Raw genomic sequence first — 16,623 nt, 5'->3', positions numbered from 1 at the left:
AGCTCGCGTGGTTTCGAGGACGAAGTCAGATGGGGCCGAGGATCTTGACGATGGTCGTGTACCCACCGAGGCGGAGTCGATCGCCATCGCGAAGCTCGCGACGGCCGTTTTGGCCGATGTGCTCGTCGTTGACGTACGTGCCGTTGGTCGACCCGTTGTCCTCGACCACGATGGATCCGGAGGCAACGTCGATGGTCAGCGACGCGTGGCGCGACGAAATGGTGGCATCGGCCAAGGGGATGTCGAGCCCCTCGGCGGCGTTCGCGCGTCCGAGCAGCAGACGCCCGCCGTGGAGCGGCCAAAAGTCCCCCTGCGCATTCGACTGAAACGAGACGAGGAATCCGCGCAGCGCGTTCGCCGGCAAGCCCGTGGCGTACGCCCCCCGGTTGGGCGGCGGCGGCGCGCCGAACGGGGCACCATGCTGCGGCGGACCGTAACCCGGCGGGGGCGGCGGGGGCGGATAGCCACCCGGTGCGCCGCCAAAAGCCTGGCCGGGCGGCGGGGGCGGCGGCACATCGCCAAAGGGCTGTCCGCCGGGCGGAGGATAGCCGTAGCCTTGTTGCGCGGGCGGTCCGGGCGGCGGGGGCGGCGGCATGCCAAACCCCGGCGGCTGCCCCACGAACGGCGACGCGGGGGGCGCGCCATACGCGGGCGGAGGCTGCGGCACGCCGTACGGGGAAGGTCCGCCGAAGGGTGACGGCGGGAGTGGGGGCTGGGCGCCGTAACCACCTTGACCCGAGGGGTTCCCGTAGGCGTCGCTGCCGAAGCTCATCGCGTCCAGCGCAAGCGGATGTCCCTCCCGGCAATAACTTTGCCCAGCGGGGATCTCATGCCCTTGCGCGCACCGCGCGGGTCCTGCGGGCGCGCCGGGGGCGCCGTAGCCCATAGGTGGAGGAGGCGGCGGAGGCGGCGGGGGTGCACCTGGCGGGGGACCGTATGCGCTTCCGCTGCCCGAGGGGGCCTGCGGTGCACCTGGCGCGCCAAATGGTGCGGGCGGGGGTACACCAAAGGGTGACGGCGAAGGCGCCGCGCCCGCGAGGGCGAAGCCACACGAGTTGCAAAACTTGTCGCTGGGCTGGGTGGGCGAGCCGCACTTCGGGCAGGCGCTCATCGTCGAACCGTGGCTTTCCGCGCGCGGAGTCCTTCGCGCACGCGGGCAGCATAACGGAAAAAAAGCGACGGCAGACGAGCTTTCCGCCCCAGCGCAAGCCTGGCGGCTGCCGCTTGCGTCGTCCGACTCGCTCCTGCCCCGAGGTCGCCGCTCGGGGCGGCCGGCTCACGAATGCCCCGAGGCCGTCGCTTGCGGGGGCGGGCTCGCGGAAGCCCGGAGACCGTCGCCTCGCGGGGGCGGGCTCACGGGAGCGAGGTGCCGGCCGCGAGCAGCGCCGCGCGGATCACTTCGCGCACGGGAACACGATGCTCCCTCGCGGCGGCCGCGCACGCGTCGAACTCCGGTTTGACTTGAGGCGGCCCGTACGGTCCCTCCGCGACCTTCACGGGAATGATGCCGAAGGGTGTCTCCACCTGGACCTGTCGCCGCGGCCTCTCGAGCCGCGACACATCGTAGCGCCGCACCCCGAGGCTGGTGGTCTCACGGAGCATCAACGCGCCCACGATCTCCGCCTTCGGCGTCTCGACCAAGGCGCTGAGGGTCAGCGCCGGGCGGCCCTTCTTCATGGTGATGGCGGTGGCCCATACGTCGAGCGCGCCGGCGGCGAGCAGGCTCTCGATGGCGCTGGCCACGAGCTCTCCGGTCGCATCGTCGACATTGGTCTCGAGCACCGTATGAGACAAGCTGGTCGGTTCGGTCGCTTTCCCCAACACGGCGCGCAGCACATTGGGCCGATCCGCCAGCTGCGCCGTGCCCGCGCCCCACCCCACCGCCTCGGGCACCATCGAAGGCCACCGCGACGATCCCCGTGCATGCGCGCCAACGATGGCGGCCCCCGTGGGCGTCACGAACTCGAAGTCGATCCCTCCGTCCACCGTCACCAAGCCGCGCAAGCACTCGACGGTGGCGGGCGCCGGCAGCGGCAAGATCCCATGCCGCGCCGGTACGAAACCACGTCCCATCGGCAGCGGCGACACGATCACCTCGGCGCCGAGGTACTCGAGCGCCGCAGCACTTCCTACGACATCGACGATGGCATCGATGGCGCCGACCTCGTGAAAGTGCACCTCGTCGAGCACGCTCTTGTGGACCTTGGCCTCGGCGTGCGCGAGCCGTTCGAAGGTGGCCTGCGCCATGGCGAGCACGGACTTTTCGAGCCCCGACTCGCTCAAGATGCCACGAATAGCCGCATACGTGCGCTCGGGCTGCGCCGCCTCCAGGTGCACGTCGAACGACGTGGCGACGATGCCGCTTCGCACGCGCGTTCCAAAGTGCAAGTCGAACCCCGAGATAGGCAGCTTCGCCACGGCATTGGCGACGACGACCTCGGGCACCCCCAGGTCGATGAGGGCGGCGATGATCATGTCGCCGGCGAGGCCGCTGGGCGCGTCGAGGAAGAGGATTTTTCCATGGCCCGCGCCGCGCGGGAGCTCGGGCCTCGGGGCTGCCCGGCGGGAGCGGGGGGGGTGGTCGTGGTCGGGGGGGTGCGGGTGGGAGTGATCGTCGTGCGCGTGCGGCGCGTGGCCGTGATCGTCGTGGCGGTGCGGGTGCGCGTGGGTGTGATCGTCGTGCGCGTGCGGCGCGTGGGCGTGATCGTCGTGCGCGTGCGCGTGCGGCGCGTGGGCGTGGGCGTCGTGCGCGTGCGGCGCGTGGCCGTGATCGTCGTGCGCGTGCGGCGCGTGGGCGTCGTGCGCGTGCGGCGCGTGGCCGTGATCGTCGTGCGCGTGCGCGTGCGGCGCGTGCGCGTGATCGTCGTGCGCGTGCGGCGCGTGGGTGTGATCGTCGTGCGCGTGCGCGTGATCGTCGTGCGCGTGCGGCGCGTGGCCGTGATGGGCGTGCGAGTGCGCGTGCGGCGCGTGGGCGTGATCGTCGTGGCGGTGCGGGTGCGCGTGGGCGTCGTGCGGGTGCGGCGGATGGCCGTGGGCGTCGTGGCCGTGATGGTGCGCGTGCACGTGGCCGTGGTGGTGCTCGGTTCGGTGCGGGGGTCGGCTGTCGTGATCGTGTCCGTCGTGTGCCATCAGGTTCGCGCTCCTGCGCGCAGGATTCGAGCAGCGGCAAAGGCTGCGCCGAACCCGTTGTCGATGTTCACCACTGTGATTCCCGAAGCGCAGCTCGTCAGCATGCCGAGCAACGCGGCGATTCCCCCGAGGGCCGCTCCATATCCAACCGAGGTCGGCACCGCGATGACGGGGGACTCGACGAGCCCTCCGACCACGCTCGCCAGCGCCCCTTCCATGCCGGCGACCACGATGATCACGCCCATGGCATCGAGCACCTGCCGCCGATGCAAGAGGCGGTGGATGCCGGCGACCCCCACATCGTAAATCCGCTCCACCTTGGCGCCGAGCATGCGCAAGGTCTCCCCGCACTCCTCGGCCACCGGCAAGTCGCTGGTCCCCGCGCTCACCACCGCCACCGCCCTCGTCCCGAGCTGGGGAATCGGCGTCTGCTCGAAGGTGGCCACCCGCGCCATCGCATGGTACCGAAACGCCGGAACGGCGGCGCACACCTCCTCGGCCTTCGCCGCATCGAGCCGCGTAACGAGCACATTCTGCCCCGTGCGCACGAGCTCCCCCGCGATGCCCACGATCTGCGCGGCCGTCTTCGCCTCCCCCAGGATGACCTCCGGCACCCCCAGCCGAAGCGCCCGATGATGGTCGACCACCGCGTACCCCAAATCCGCAAAGGGCAGATCCTTGAGCGTACCGAGCGCATCCTCCACCGTGGTGCTGCCACTTTGGACCTGTTCGAGAAGCTCACGGATCTTGGCGGGATTCATCGCGTACCGTGTTGCTCATAGCACCACTTGGCGCGATGCGAGACCCAACTGAGCTTTCGGCACCTCTCCCCAGAGAATCGGTCACCCGAAGGTCGCCGGGATGCGGCGAAGATGCGGCCAAAAAGCTCGTTTTCACGAAAATGGAACGTGCCGTCGCGTTACGCGGGCGCCTTCGAGGCCGGCATATTGGGCTCGACGAGCAAGTGGATGAGATGGGCGCGAGGTCGACATGCTCGTTCGGGCGCTCCGTCGCAAAGCGCCAGCCCCGTCCCACCTGGTCCATGTCATCGCCGGACCTATTCGGCCGATGCTCCGATCCACGAGTCGATGTCCTGCATCCGTCATGGCAGACGTGCAGGACCACCCGGCCAGCGCCATCGACGAGCTTCTCCCGGCGCCTGGACGGAGGCTACGTCATCGGGACACGCTCGGCTGTCACGACGGTCTTCGTCGGACGTGCTCCGTAACGACTCCGTCAGCGCGCGCCGAGACACGCCGGAAACCGTGCAAAGTGACCACAACGGCGCCTGTGCACGACGAAACCGCGGCGGGGACGCGAAAGATGCGGAACCTGTAAAGCGGAAGCGGGCACCTCACCTTCACGAGAAGATGCTCGACGACGAGACTCTGGCGCCCTTGCCCCCAGATGTCCGGAGACTCACGGACTTTGCCGAAGCGGGCACCACACGTTCACGAGAAGATGCTCGACGACAAGACTCGGGCGCCCTTGCCCCGAGATGTCCGGAGACTCACGGACTTTGCCGAAGCGGGCACCACACGTTCACGAGAAGATGCTCGACGACAAGACTCGGGCGCCCTCGCCCCGAGGTGTCCGGAGGCTCACGGGCTTTGCGGAAGCGGGTACCACACGTTCACGAGAAGATGCTCGACGACAAGACAGTCTGGTGCCCTCGCCCCCGAGATGTCCGGGACTCACGGACTTTGCCGAAGCGGGCACCACACGTTCACGAGAAGATGCTCGACGACAAGACTCTGGCGCCCTTGCCCCGAGATGTCCGGAGACTCACCGAATTTTGGTCGACGTCGAGGCGGCGTGTCCTCTGAAGCGCGGAAAGCTTTCTGCCTAAGTTACGTACAAGAATCGAAGTTCGATTTAATATTCCAACAATTCACGAATCGAACAGATACCGCGGCGTGCTTCGGTACCTGCTGAACTGAATGCTCGGCAGCGTGCGCCCGATCCAAGCGCGGGCGCGCGCAGGATCGGAGATCTCGAACAACGCGTACGATGCGACGGGGCGGTCACCGTATCCGCTGACGATGAGCCTTGGATCGCGTCGAATTGCAGACCCGAATCGACCGTCGTGAGCGCAATCATTTCGGCATCCCGCGAGTCGTCGAAGCGGCTTTGACGAAGACGGCAGAGGGTTCCGTCAGCTCGCGCGAACGTCACGTCGTAGCCATGCCGGCACGGCGCACTCGCGACTTCACCGATGCCGACTTTCGCGGGGCAAAGCTCGACGGCGTAAATGGGGCGGGCACCAACCTCGCGGGGCGCAGTCGATCCCGGCGCGCGCGCTCCCAATATGCCCGGCCGCTCGACGATCATGGATCCATCTTCGCGCTTCCTCGAGGCTGGATCCGGCTCATCTGGCACCGCCGCGACGGGGGATGGGTGCGCATCTTCGCCGGTGAGGGCCTGTTCGAGGTTCGTATTCGGGCGGGCGCGCTCGACGATCGATCCTCGAAGTGCAATGCCGACCACCCGCACGGGCTCTCGGCGGTGACTCGCGGCGAGAAGGGCTTCCCCGAGGCTGGATCCGGCTCATCTGGCACCGCCGCGACGGGGGATTGGTGCGCATCTTCGCCGGTGAGGGCCTGTTCGAGGTTCGTATTCGGGCGAGCGCGCTCGACGATCGATCCTCGAAGTGCAATGCCGACCACCCGCACGGGCTCTCGGCGGTGACTCGCAGCGAGAAGGAAAGCCGCGAAGTCGCTTTACTGTGGACGGTACCAGCCCTCCAGCAGGGCCAGCTTTTTGTCGGCCTTGCCATAGGTCGCCTCCATTTCTCGGAGCGCCTCGTCCGCCGATCGCTCGTCTGCGCTCGCTGCCTGAAGCATTTCGAGTCGGATAAGCAACGATTTTCTTTGATGCTCGACCGCGCTCACGATGCGCAATGAATTTTCGCGGTACCGCGGTTTGGTGCTTTCGACGAGGGCGCGCATGGTCTTCGTTCGTCCGTCCAGAGCGCGGAGTGCTTCCGTCAGTGCGGTCATGCGCTCGGCGCTCCGTAGCTCGCGCTCGGCGAAGCGGTTCGACGGTGCGTCATCGTTCGATCCGATGGACAAGGAAGTCGCGTGCGATGGCGGCGGTTTCCAGTCGGAACCCGCGTGAGCGAGGCCCGCGATTCCGAGCATGGCGACGCTGCATGCCATTGCAGCGAGGCTCGACTTGGCGAAATACATGAAATTTCATCTCCAATGTTGCCCAGTGCATCGCACGTGCCTTTTGCCGATATCCGAGTTTTCGCGCATTTCGCTCTAAATCCATCGACGTTGCGCTATCCTTCTTTGTACGTGGTGCGAACTCAGCTCCGGCCACTCTGCCCCGCGGCTGCGCACACGCGTGACACGGCTCGTATCCGAGGAGTCGCTCTAAATCCATCGACGTTGCGCTATCCTTCTTTGTACGTGGTGCGGACTCAGCTCCGGCCACTCTGCCCCGCGGCTGCGCACACGCGTGACACGGCTCGTATCCGAGGAGTCGCCCCCCGCTCGAGAGAAATCGAGCGCTACGGTCCCAACTCGAACGCGGTGTCCAACGCGAGCCATGCGACGCCGAGGATGCGGGCTTCGGTGCCTCGATCCGTCTTTGCGAACATGGCGAGCGCGCGTAGACCCGCGTCCGCATGAACGTGCCGCGACAGCGCGGAGCGCCCTCCGATGGGAGCGCCGCCGCCATACGCCGCGCTCGTGGGATAGCCGGCGACGGCGCCCCTATCGGCATCGTTGCGGCGCACGGTTCCCCAATTCACGGACCGCGCGAACCAACGGCGAGGCGGTGCGATGCCGCGGTGGCGAGGGGGTCGAGAGGGCCGAGCGTGAGCTCGGCGCCGGTGGACCATTCGCGGGGCGGCTCCGCACGGAAGATTCGCCGATCGGGGCGGTCAGCACGCGCACGGTCGCGGGCGCGAGGGTGACTTCGGCGACGAAGGCAGCTCCTGCTCGGCGTGCACCCGCAGCGGCGCATCGACCCCGAAGAGCCGTCGCGCGGGTCTGGCACTTGAGCTGCGACGGTTGCGGCTCGTTCGAGGGCGGCGTGGCATCGTGCGCATAAGGACGTGTCGAAGCTCTTCATCCAACGAGACGCCCGACCCGGTGGACGTGTTGAGCGGATTCGTCCGCGCTCCTCACCACCGGTCCGGGGTGGATTTTCCGGACGCAAACGCGCATCATGCGCGGCCGCTGCCGTGCCGATCCTCTTTGCGCCGTTGATAGGAGTCGCTCTCGGAGCTTTTTTTGCGTGGCTCGCGCGCGGTGAGCTCGCGCGCAACGACGCGGGGGCCGTCGCTTCGCATGGGTTTGCGGTGGTTTCGCTGTTTGCGCTGTTCGTTTATGCGCCCATTGCGGGTTACTTCATCGCGTTTCATGGGGACTGGGCGTACCTTTATTGGATCAGCGTTCGCAGCTTGGCGTCGGCGGTGGACTTGACGTTGGTGCTCGTCAGTGGGGCGAGCGTTCCGCTGGGGTTTTTGGCGGCTGCGCGGTGGGCGCGCATCGAGAGGCTCGGGCCGGTGGCGATCATAGGGGCCATTCCGCTGGCGGTGGCGCTTGCGCTGGCCATGGTTTGGCAGAAGCGACTCGCGACCAGCGCGACCTTTGCCCACTTTCATGGTGACTTTGGTACCGAGCCCATCACGAGCAGCCTGCTCGGTCGGGGCGTGCTTTTGATGGATTTTCTCGGCCTGGCGGGGATTGTATGGTGCGGCCTTCAAATGCGAAGCATGAGCCGCAGGCGCCGCTCGACCTTTACGCGCCATGCGCACGCCGGCCCACCTTCGTCCAAACGGGGAGCGAGAAGAAAAAGCTGACGACGGTATTTCTTCCGGTTTTGCCAGAGCGTGGTCGAGTGTTAACGTGTGAATGTGTGGGTACGGGGTGCAGCCATCCGACCGGTACCAGGTTTTGCCGTGATTCACGGCACGGTACTCGAGCGCATCGAGCGTGAGCTCGCGCACGATGCCACGCCCTCTCTTCGCACGCGCGCGCCCGATCCCATCGACCTCGAGGCGCTCTTTACGCGCTTCGAGCAAACGCAGCCCGCGCTCGCCCGAAGGGTGACCGACGTGCTCGATCGGCCGCTCGACCAAGCCGCCATTGCCCTCGGGTGCTTTTTGAGCGTCACCATCTGGCTCGCCTTCGAGCGCACCTTCGGCAAACGGCTGATGGAGGTCTCGGAAGATGCGCTGCGCGCGAGCGAAGCGGCCTTCAGCCTCGAAGAGGAGCTGCGCGCGGGCCGCGACAGCGATCCCATCGAGCTCGAAGACATCATCGAGCAGCAGCAGCCCGCCATCGTCGACTTCGTCCACGAGCACCTCGAGGCCGCACTCGAGGGCGACGCCGAGCCAGCCGAGCGCAATGTCGACGTCGATGACGTGCACCTCGTCTACCGCGCCATGCTGGTGCTCACCTTGGCACTCTCGCACGCCGTCAAATCCAACGACTCGAACACCCTCGGCCCCGAGCTCCTCGCCTAGCGCCCCAGCCGCTCGCTTGCCGCCCAGCGAATCGCATCGCTGCCGCGCAACGAACGGCTACCGCCCAGCGAATCGCATCGCCGCCGCGCAGCGAATCGCATCGCCTTCCCGCCAGCGAATCGCCTTCCCCAGGAGCAAATCGCTACCGCGCAACGAATCGCATCGCCTTGCCGCGCAGCGAATCGATGTCGCGCAGCGAGGCGTCAAAAAAGATCGAACACGAGCCCGGGTCGCTCGTCGACCCACGTGGTGCTCACCACCCACCACCGCGTGCCGTCGTACGAGAGCTGGATGCTGTTTGCGCCACGCTTGATCAAGGTGGGTGACTCGGGCGTGGCCCGCGCCTCGTAGACGCTCCACACGTGGGCGATCTCGCCGAAGCGCTCGACGCGGCGCGCCACTTCGATTTCGTGGAAGTCCATGTTGGTGAGGAGCACCTCGACATTGGCGATGTACTCCTCCACGCTGAAAATTTGAGCCTCCACATGGCCCTCGGCGTCGACCACCGTGCGGAGGCTCAGGGCGCGCGGGTGATGCAGGTAGCGAAAACGGGCCCAATCGCGAGGCACCCCCGCGGGGGCCGAAATGCACGCATACACGGCCTTCACGATGGTCTCGATCTGCTGCACGTCCTGGGACCACGACGACTCCATGACAACCTCCGTTCGTTCGATGAGTGGACCGAAACGAAGAAACGTTCAAGCGGTGAGCCGAAAATTCAATGGCGGGCTCGGTACCATCCCCTAGGGCCGGACGCGCGCCTCGGGAATGTGCGCTTCGCGCGATCCCTGCCACCTCGGGATCGCGCGGTCTCGGATAGACTCACGGCCGTGGATATCCTTCTTCTTCGCACCTCGCTCACCGAAAACGACGCCCTCTCCGCGCCCGAGGTCCCGGATGCGCACCGGTTTCTCTCGATGGAGGGCCGGCAACGGATCCGCGCGCTCGGAAGCAAGCTACGGAACCTCGAGGAGCCCACTTTCGACCGGATCATCACCAGCCCCTACCCGGCCGCCGTGCAGACGGCGGAGCTCTTCGCCGATCGGGTCGACTATGTGGGCATCATCGAGGTCTTGCCCGCGCTCGGATCGAGCGTCCCGCCGGCCGTCGCCGCACCACTTCTTTTGGCGCGAGGCGCATCGAGCACCGCGGGCGCGGCGGGCACGCTGAGCACCGGGCGTGCCTCGATCGTGGTCGTCGCCGACGAGCCCCAGCTGTCCGAGCTGGGTGCGTTCCTCATTGGCCGCCCCACCTTTCCGCCCCTTCTGCACGCGCAGATCTCGGCCATTCGCGATCGGCATCCCGCGTGGTGCCTTCGGCCAGGGGAGCTGGCCAAGTCGTTGCTCTTGGTGGCCTAAGTGACACTTGACCCACGTGGCGACGTGCCTAAGTGACGACGTGGCCTAAGTGACGACACGCTCCGACGACGAATTTGCAGGACGGTCGAGAACTTTCATTTCTCATCAGCGTATCTTTCAATCGGCCATTGCAAAGGTTCCTTGGCCACGCCCGTCTTACGTCGGAGGAGCCCATGTCCGATCCCAGCGCGCCGCCCGAGGTGCCGTTTCCATCCCTGCCCGCGTCACCTCCCCCTCCTCCGGATGTGCCTCCGGCTTGGGCACCGCCTTCTCCTGCTTCTCCTGCTCCTCATGCTTCTCCTGCGCCGCCCGAAACGCCATATCGGAGCGCCCCGGAGCCCCCGGCCGCGCCGCGACCCTCGGTGTCGCTTCACGCCCTGCTCGCGGGCGCCTTTGCGGTGCTCGCCGTGTTGGCGATGCTCGCGGTGCTGATCTTTCGGGTGGGCGCCCCCAAAAAGGCCCAACGTTTGGGCGCGCGGCTCGATTTGGCGGCGGGTGATGTCAGCGTGGTTCATGCGGGCGGCGAAGGCAAGGCCATCTCCGGCACGCCGCTCGCGGCCGATGCCACGGTGAAGACGGCCAAGGGGGCGCGGGCCCTCGTTCGCACGGGGGAAGGCGCCGCCATTTTTCTTCGAGGCGAAACGACCTTGAAGCTCCTGGAGCGCGGCGCGTCCGTGGACTCCGGCGAGATCTGGCTCGACGCGCCCAGGGTCGAAGGGGACGCGCTCGAGGTGAAGGTCGGCGCGATCTCGATTTCGGCCACCGACGCGGGGGTGAGCATCAAGCGCGACGCCAAAGACGTCACCGTGTATGTCGCGCGCGGTCTCGCCGTGGTCACGTCGCCCGGCGGACGGGTCGAGATCAACGCGGGCGAGCAAGGGATCGTTCGTGGTGAGGGCAAGGCCGACGTCGCGCCCATGGCGTTTTGGCAGGATTGGACGGGCGGCATGGGCGATCAGCGCGCCTCGCGCTTCATCGCCAGCGGCACGGGTCGGGTGTATGGCGTCGATCACATGGCGCCCCCAGGTGCGGCGGCGCGCAAGCTCGGCATCGCCAAGCAGGTGGTCCGCGCGGTCATCCGCGATGGAATCGCGGAGACGGAGGTCGACCAAACCTTCTCGAACCCCAGCGGCACGCCCATCGAGGGGTGGTACTGGTTCACCATCCCCACCACCGCCACCGTCAGCGGCTTTGCGCTCGAGAACGATGGGCAGCTCGTGGAGGGTGAGGTCATCGAGCGCAGCGAGGCGGCCGCGCGTTACGAGGCCGCGTTGGTCCGGAAGGTCGATCCCGCGCTGCTCGAGTGGGTCGACGGCCGCACGTACCGCGCCCGCATCTACCCCATCCCGGCGAGCGGTACGCGGCGCATCGTTCTGCGCTATGTCGAGATGCTCCCCTCCATCGAGGGCAAGACCCGGTACGTGTACCCGCTCCGCTCCGACGATCCGGTGCGCTTCGACGAGTTTGCGCTGTCGGTCGACATCGGCCGCGCCGCGAGCGAGGTCGAGGTGGCCTCGTCGCTCGACGCGCGGGTCGAGGAGGGCGGCAGCGTGATCGGCATGCGCCGCAGCGGCTACACGCCGCGCGCGGATTTTCAGCTGGAGCTCACCAACAAAACGAAGCGTTCGCCGGTGTCGGCGTGGCGGTTCTCCGCGGAGTCCGATCAAGCCGACTACGTGATGCTCCGCTATGTTCCGGGGCAGGATTTCACCAAGGAGCCGCCGGCTAACGTGGACGCGGTGTTCGTGGTCGACACGTCCGCGGGCGGCGACGATACGGCCCGCCAGCTTCGCATCGCGGCCGCCGAAGCGGCGCTCCGGGCGCTCTCGGAGCACGATCACTTTGCGCTGGTGGCGCTGGATGTCACGCCCTCGGTGGTCTATCCGAAGGACGGCCTCGCGCCGGCCACCGAGGGCGACATCACCAAGGCGCTCGAGAAGCTCTCCGATCACGCCATCGGCGGCGCCACCGATCTCGGCGCCATGTTCGAGCCTGCGCTCGCCCGGCTGCACGGCAAGGAGCAGGCGGCCCTCGTCTATGTGGGCGACGGCACCCCCACCTCGGGGGAGACCGGAGCGGAGGCCCTGCTCGAGCGCTTGCGGCGCTCGCTCACCGGCTCGCGCGCGCGCTTCTTCGCCATTGGCACCGGCCCCGAAACGCAACACGAGCTGCTGGTGCAGCTCGCGCGCGCCGGAGGCGGCCAGTACGTGCGCATCGACGAGCCCGGGCAAACGACGGATCATGCGCTCCGGCTGGCGAGCGCCATCAAGACGGCCACCATCACCGACGTGACCCTGGACCTCGGCGCAGGGCTCGATCAGCCTCTGTACTCGGCGACGGGCAAGCTCGCGCGTGGCGAGGAGCTCGTCCTCCTGGCGCGCACGCACCATCCGCTACCCGATACGGTGACGGTGCACGGCCGTGTGTCGGGCAAAGACTTCGCCGAGACGTATCCGCTGCGGGTCGATACCGGCTCGGTCACCGCGTCGCTGGTCCCGCGCTTGTGGGCGTCGGAGTACGCGCGGCGTCTGATTGGCTCGGCGTCCGCGCAAGACGACAACCGCGCGCAGGTGCTGCAGATTGGCATCGAGTACGGGCTCGTCACACCGTATACGAGCTCCCTCGCGCTCGAGAGCGAGAGCGCCTACGCGCACCAGGGTATCGTGCGCAGGCGCTCGCGCGTGCGGGGCGTGCGCCTCTCGGCGCTCGGCACCTCCGACGTCGGCGCGCGCGGCGAGCTCGGGGAAGAGGAGATGTTGCGCGGCGCGGGCATCCTGGCCACACGGAGCATGATGGGGTGCAACAACAACCTCGAACCCCCGGCTGCGCGGCAGTCGTCGACGGAGACGGCGTTGAGGGCCGCGCCGCCGTCTGGGGGGAATTCGACGGGCGCGGTGGCCAATGAGGCGGTCGTCGAGCAGGCACCAGGGGTCGCCTTGGCAGCGCAGGCGCCCGCACCGAGTGCTTCGGGCGCGCTGAACGATAAGGCCTCGAACGAGAGGGGCCCGGCCGATCTCAGCGATGCGCTGCAGAAAGCGAGAGGGGGAGCGGAAGGCAGCGGCCCGGCGGCGGGCGCTCACACCCGGCCTATGCGGGGGAGCCCGATGCCGCCGGAAAGCATCGCGGCAGGGGCGACCGACCCCCGCAACGCACGGCGGAACAGTTCGGCCCCTAGTTTCGCCGGGTTCGCGGCCCCCAAAGCGGCGCCGCCCCAGCACAAGTTCGCCCGCACGCTCGGCCGCTGCAGCGACGTGGCCGCCCGCCCGCTCGCCGAGCGCATGGTCGTCTGGCAAAAGCGCGCCAAGAAGGCGGGTCGCGCCGAGGCATTGCCGTACCTCTTCAACCAAGCCATCGCCGCGTGCGAGCTGCCCGACTGGCGCGACGAGGCCGCGCTGCTCGACATCCTGCAGCAGCGCATCGACACCGAGCAGGGCGCCGAGATCCTCCTCGCGCACTTCGCCGGCTACCCCGACGATCAGCGCTTCCTGGCGAAGAACATTTTGCGGCGCACGGTCGACGTGCGCATCGCGGCCGCGGTATCGCGCGCGCTCTACGGCGGGATCGACTGGCCCAAGGTGGATCGCGAGCTCATGGATCTAGGGAGCACCGACAAGCAGATCGCGCGCTTGAAGGCGGCCATGCTGGTGGCGCCCGGCGATCCCGCGGGCGACGTTCGGCTGGTGAAGCTGCTCGCCCGCTCGGGGCAGCAGAGGGAAGCGCTCGCGCACGGCCGTCACCTGCGCGATCGCGGCTTTCTCACCCCGACCCTCGCGCAGCAGCTGGGCGACGTCCTCGCCGAGTCCGGCGAGCGCGACGAGGCGCTGCGGACGTACTCGGAGATCGTGGAGTTCGACGGTCAGAACCCGCTCTCGCGCAGGGTCCTGGGCGACATTTTCCTTCGCCAGGGCTGGTACCCGGCCGCATACCGGCAGTACAAAACCTTGGCCGATCTCGATCCGAAGAACCCCCTGACCTGGCTGCGCCTCGCCAACGCCGCCGCGGGCTCGGGCCGCATCGACGAGGCGCTCCGCATCGAGCGCGAGGTGCAGAGCGGCGAAGGAACCCCCGGTCCGAACGATCCGCGCATGTTTGCGCGCCTGCTATCGGCCGCGCGCCTCGGCAGCTTGCTCGACAAGCCCGATCCCGCGGCCGGCGTGACCCCCGAGGCCGTGTCGCGCAAGCTGAAAGAGCTGTCGCTCTTCAACGCCGGCCCCGGCACCTTGACCCTGGTCACCTGGGAGGATCTGGACGCGCAGCTGGTGCTCGGCGCCGCCGACGAGAAAAAGGAGACGCTCGCCGGCGAGGCCACCGACGCAGGCGCCGTCGGCCTCTTCGCCGTGCTCGGCGCCCCTGGAAGCTGGGAGCGCGCGCCGCACGCGATCCGCTACAAGAGCGAGATCCTCGCCCGCAAGGTCCCCTTCCGCCTGATCGTGCTCACATGGGACGGAACATCGTTCCGCGTCACCACGAAGACGGCCGCGCTCGAGGCGAACGCGAAGCAAGCGGCGCTCTAGCGGAACATCGCACCGCGCTCAGCGCTCAGCTCAAAGGCGCGCCTCGAGCTTTTGCACGATCGCCTCACACAGCTCGTGCGTCCGCAGCGCGTCGCGCGCCGAGAGCACCTCGCCGGCGCGCACGGCCGACAGAAACCTCCGACAGATAGCCTCGAGCCCGCGCTGCCGCGCCACCGGCACCCAATCGCCGCGCCGCTGCAACGCGGGTTGCCCGCGGTGCTCGATCACATCGGAGACATTGATGATCTGCCGCTTCGTATTGGCGCCTGCAATCTCGAGCACCTCTTCGGAGGAGCCACTGGACCGGTTCATGATCCCCAATGCCGTGAAGCCTTGGCCCGCGAGGGTCAGCACCACGTGCTCCATTTTGCCGTCCTGCACGCGCCCGCGCACATCGAGGTGCTCCACCTCGCCCGGCACCAGGAAGCGCAACGTATCCACCACATGGACGAAATCGTCGAACACAGCGCTGCGCGTCGCCTCGGGGAGCCCCGTCCGGTTCTTCTGCAGGATCACCAGATCGCGCGGACGCTCCCGCGCGGCCACGTACACGGGCGCATAGCGTCGGTTGAAACCGACCATGAGCGAGCGCCCCATAACCTCCGCCAGCTCGACAATCCGGCGCGCTCCTTCGAGCTCGTACGCCAGCGGCTTATCGACATACACGTCGACCCCCGCGCGCAAAAGCTGCTCCGTGATGGGCACATGCTGCTCCGTCGGCGCGTGCACGAACGCGGCGCGGATGCCATCGGCGAGCAGCGCATCCAAATCGGTGTAGCGCCGCGGGATGCGGTACATATCCCCGAGCCGATCGAGCTTTTCGCGATCGCGGGTCATGAACCGCAAGTCGAGACCGGGCTCCGCCGTGAGCACGGGTAAATACGCCTTTTGAGCAATGTCGCCGAGGCCGATCATGGCAACCGGGAGCGCAGAAACAGACGGATCGAGGGGCTTCGCCATGCCCTGCTTATACCCGCATTCCCCGATCCCCCTTCGTGCATTACCGCCCACGCTCCCCGACCGCGGCAGCACCGCAAAGCGTCGGTCACCAGCCTCGCACGCACCACGAAACGTCGGTCACCAGCCTCGCACGCACCACGAAACGTCGGTCACCAGCCTCGCGCACACCACAACGTCCGCCGCCGAGCTCGCACGCAGCACGAAACGTCGGTCACCAGGCTCACGCCCAGCACGAACATCGGTCACCAGCCTCGCGCCCAGTACAACGTCCGCCGCCGACCCCGCACCCAGCGCAACGTCCGTCGCCATCCCCGCGCGCAGCACGAAACGTCGGTCACCAGCTCGCACGCGCCCACGAAACGTCAGTCACCAGGCTCGCACCAGCACGAACCGTCGATCACCAGGCTCACGCCCAGCACGAACATCGGTCACCAGGCTCACGCCCAGCACGAACATCGGTCACCCAGGCTCGCGCACACCACAACGTCCGCCGCCGAGCTCGCACGCAGCGCAACGTCCGCCGCCGAACTCACACGCAGCACAACGTCCGGCGCCGAGCCCCGCGCAGCACGAACCGTCGATCACCAGGCTCACGCCCAACACGAACATCGGTCACCCAGCCTCGCGCACACCACAACGTCCGCCGCCGAGCTCGCACGCAGCGCAACGTTCTCGCCGAACTCACACGCAGCACAACGTCCTCGCCGACCCCGCACCCAGCACGAACGCCGGTCACCAAGCTCGCGCGCAGCGCGAAAACGTCATGCCGCCGCAATCACCTCGAGCTCGACGAGCCACTCCGGCACCAACGTTTGCACGACGATGGCGGTGGTCGGCACACGCCGAGCACCGAGGGCACGAACGCGTGCGGCGGCGTTGGCGTCGGCGTAGGCCGGATCGCGCAAATAGCTCGTGAGCCGCACGATGTTGTCGACGGTCATCCCGGCGCTGGCGAGGATGGTGCGGAGGTTCGACCAGATCAGCTCCAGCTGCTCCTCCAATGTTTGGCCTGCGACGCCCTTTTCGTCGAGCCCCATCGTGCCGGAGATGAACAGCAAGCGCTGGGGCTCTCGAACCTCCATGGCGTGCACGTAGTCCGAGGTTGCAGGGTAAACTCCGACGGTGGGGCTGTGCGCGATGGTCCTCATGGTAAGGCTTTTTTAGCCCAGCCGAGGCTTGCTTC

Annotated in this window: 13 protein-coding genes; 4 read left to right on the top strand and 9 right to left on the bottom strand. The window is 67.8% G+C overall.

All coding sequences use genetic code 11. From position 1 onward, the window contains the following. Positions 1–25 precede the first annotated feature (25 nt). From LZC94_07965 to LZC94_07940, 6 genes are all read right to left on the bottom strand, one after another. On the bottom strand, positions 26–1,111 hold the full coding sequence (locus LZC94_07965) for an FHA domain-containing protein (GenBank protein ID WXB17203.1): 1,086 nt from the start codon (positions 1,109–1,111) through the stop codon (positions 26–28). Between the two features lie 242 nt (positions 1,112–1,353). Then, positions 1,354–3,129: a nickel pincer cofactor biosynthesis protein LarC gene (larC, locus tag LZC94_07960; protein WXB17202.1), complete on the bottom strand. Its 1,776-nt coding sequence runs from the start codon at positions 3,127–3,129 to the stop codon at positions 1,354–1,356. Continuing rightward, positions 3,129–3,890, bottom strand: coding sequence for a nickel pincer cofactor biosynthesis protein LarB (gene larB, locus LZC94_07955; protein WXB17201.1), 762 nt, complete (start codon positions 3,888–3,890; stop codon positions 3,129–3,131). The genes larC and larB overlap by 1 nt, the downstream gene beginning before the upstream one ends. A gap of 1,114 nt (positions 3,891–5,004) precedes the next feature. Then, positions 5,005–5,622, bottom strand: a complete 618-nt coding sequence (locus LZC94_07950; GenBank protein WXB17200.1) for a hypothetical protein — start codon at positions 5,620–5,622, stop codon at positions 5,005–5,007. A 227-nt stretch (positions 5,623–5,849) separates the two neighbouring features. Then, positions 5,850–6,128, bottom strand: coding sequence for a hypothetical protein (locus LZC94_07945; protein WXB17199.1), 279 nt, complete (start codon positions 6,126–6,128; stop codon positions 5,850–5,852). 515 nt (positions 6,129–6,643) lie between these two features. Beyond that, complete coding sequence (locus LZC94_07940; GenBank protein ID WXB17198.1) at positions 6,644–6,886, bottom strand: hypothetical protein; 243 nt, start codon at positions 6,884–6,886, stop codon at positions 6,644–6,646. 456 nt (positions 6,887–7,342) lie between these two features. Between LZC94_07940 and LZC94_07935 the strand changes: the two genes are divergently transcribed. After that, complete coding sequence (locus LZC94_07935) at positions 7,343–7,942, top strand: hypothetical protein (protein WXB17197.1); 600 nt, start codon at positions 7,343–7,345, stop codon at positions 7,940–7,942. 99 nt (positions 7,943–8,041) lie between these two features. Continuing rightward, positions 8,042–8,608: a hypothetical protein gene (locus tag LZC94_07930; GenBank protein WXB17196.1), complete on the top strand. Its 567-nt coding sequence runs from the start codon at positions 8,042–8,044 to the stop codon at positions 8,606–8,608. 203 nt (positions 8,609–8,811) lie between these two features. Here the strand turns inward: LZC94_07930 and LZC94_07925 are convergent, their stop codons facing one another. After that, a complete protein-coding gene (locus tag LZC94_07925) occupies positions 8,812–9,261 on the bottom strand; it encodes a hypothetical protein (GenBank protein WXB17195.1) in 450 nt (149 codons plus the stop codon). 177 nt (positions 9,262–9,438) lie between these two features. Between LZC94_07925 and LZC94_07920 the strand changes: the two genes are divergently transcribed. Both LZC94_07920 and LZC94_07915 read left to right on the top strand, forming a co-directional pair. Continuing rightward, a complete protein-coding gene (locus LZC94_07920) occupies positions 9,439–9,966 on the top strand; it encodes a histidine phosphatase family protein (protein WXB17194.1) in 528 nt (175 codons plus the stop codon). Positions 9,967–10,139: 173 nt separating this feature from the next. Beyond that, positions 10,140–14,480: a hypothetical protein gene (locus LZC94_07915; GenBank protein WXB17193.1), complete on the top strand. Its 4,341-nt coding sequence runs from the start codon at positions 10,140–10,142 to the stop codon at positions 14,478–14,480. A gap of 30 nt (positions 14,481–14,510) precedes the next feature. Here LZC94_07915 and LZC94_07910 read toward each other — a convergent pair whose 3' ends face one another. Together LZC94_07910 and LZC94_07905 are read right to left on the bottom strand one after the other, a co-directional pair. Next, on the bottom strand, positions 14,511–15,440 hold the full coding sequence (locus LZC94_07910; protein WXB17192.1) for a Gfo/Idh/MocA family oxidoreductase: 930 nt from the start codon (positions 15,438–15,440) through the stop codon (positions 14,511–14,513). A 761-nt stretch (positions 15,441–16,201) separates the two neighbouring features. After that, positions 16,202–16,588, bottom strand: a complete 387-nt coding sequence (locus tag LZC94_07905) for a RidA family protein (protein ID WXB17191.1) — start codon at positions 16,586–16,588, stop codon at positions 16,202–16,204. Between the last annotated feature and the right edge of the window lie 35 nt (positions 16,589–16,623).

The organism is Sorangiineae bacterium MSr11954, from assembly GCA_037157815.1.
Classification (GTDB): domain Bacteria; phylum Myxococcota_A; class Polyangia; order Polyangiales; family Polyangiaceae; genus Pendulispora; species Pendulispora albinea.
The sequence above is the reverse complement of the archived record's forward strand: the minus strand, read 5'-3'. Positions and strand labels throughout refer to the sequence as shown.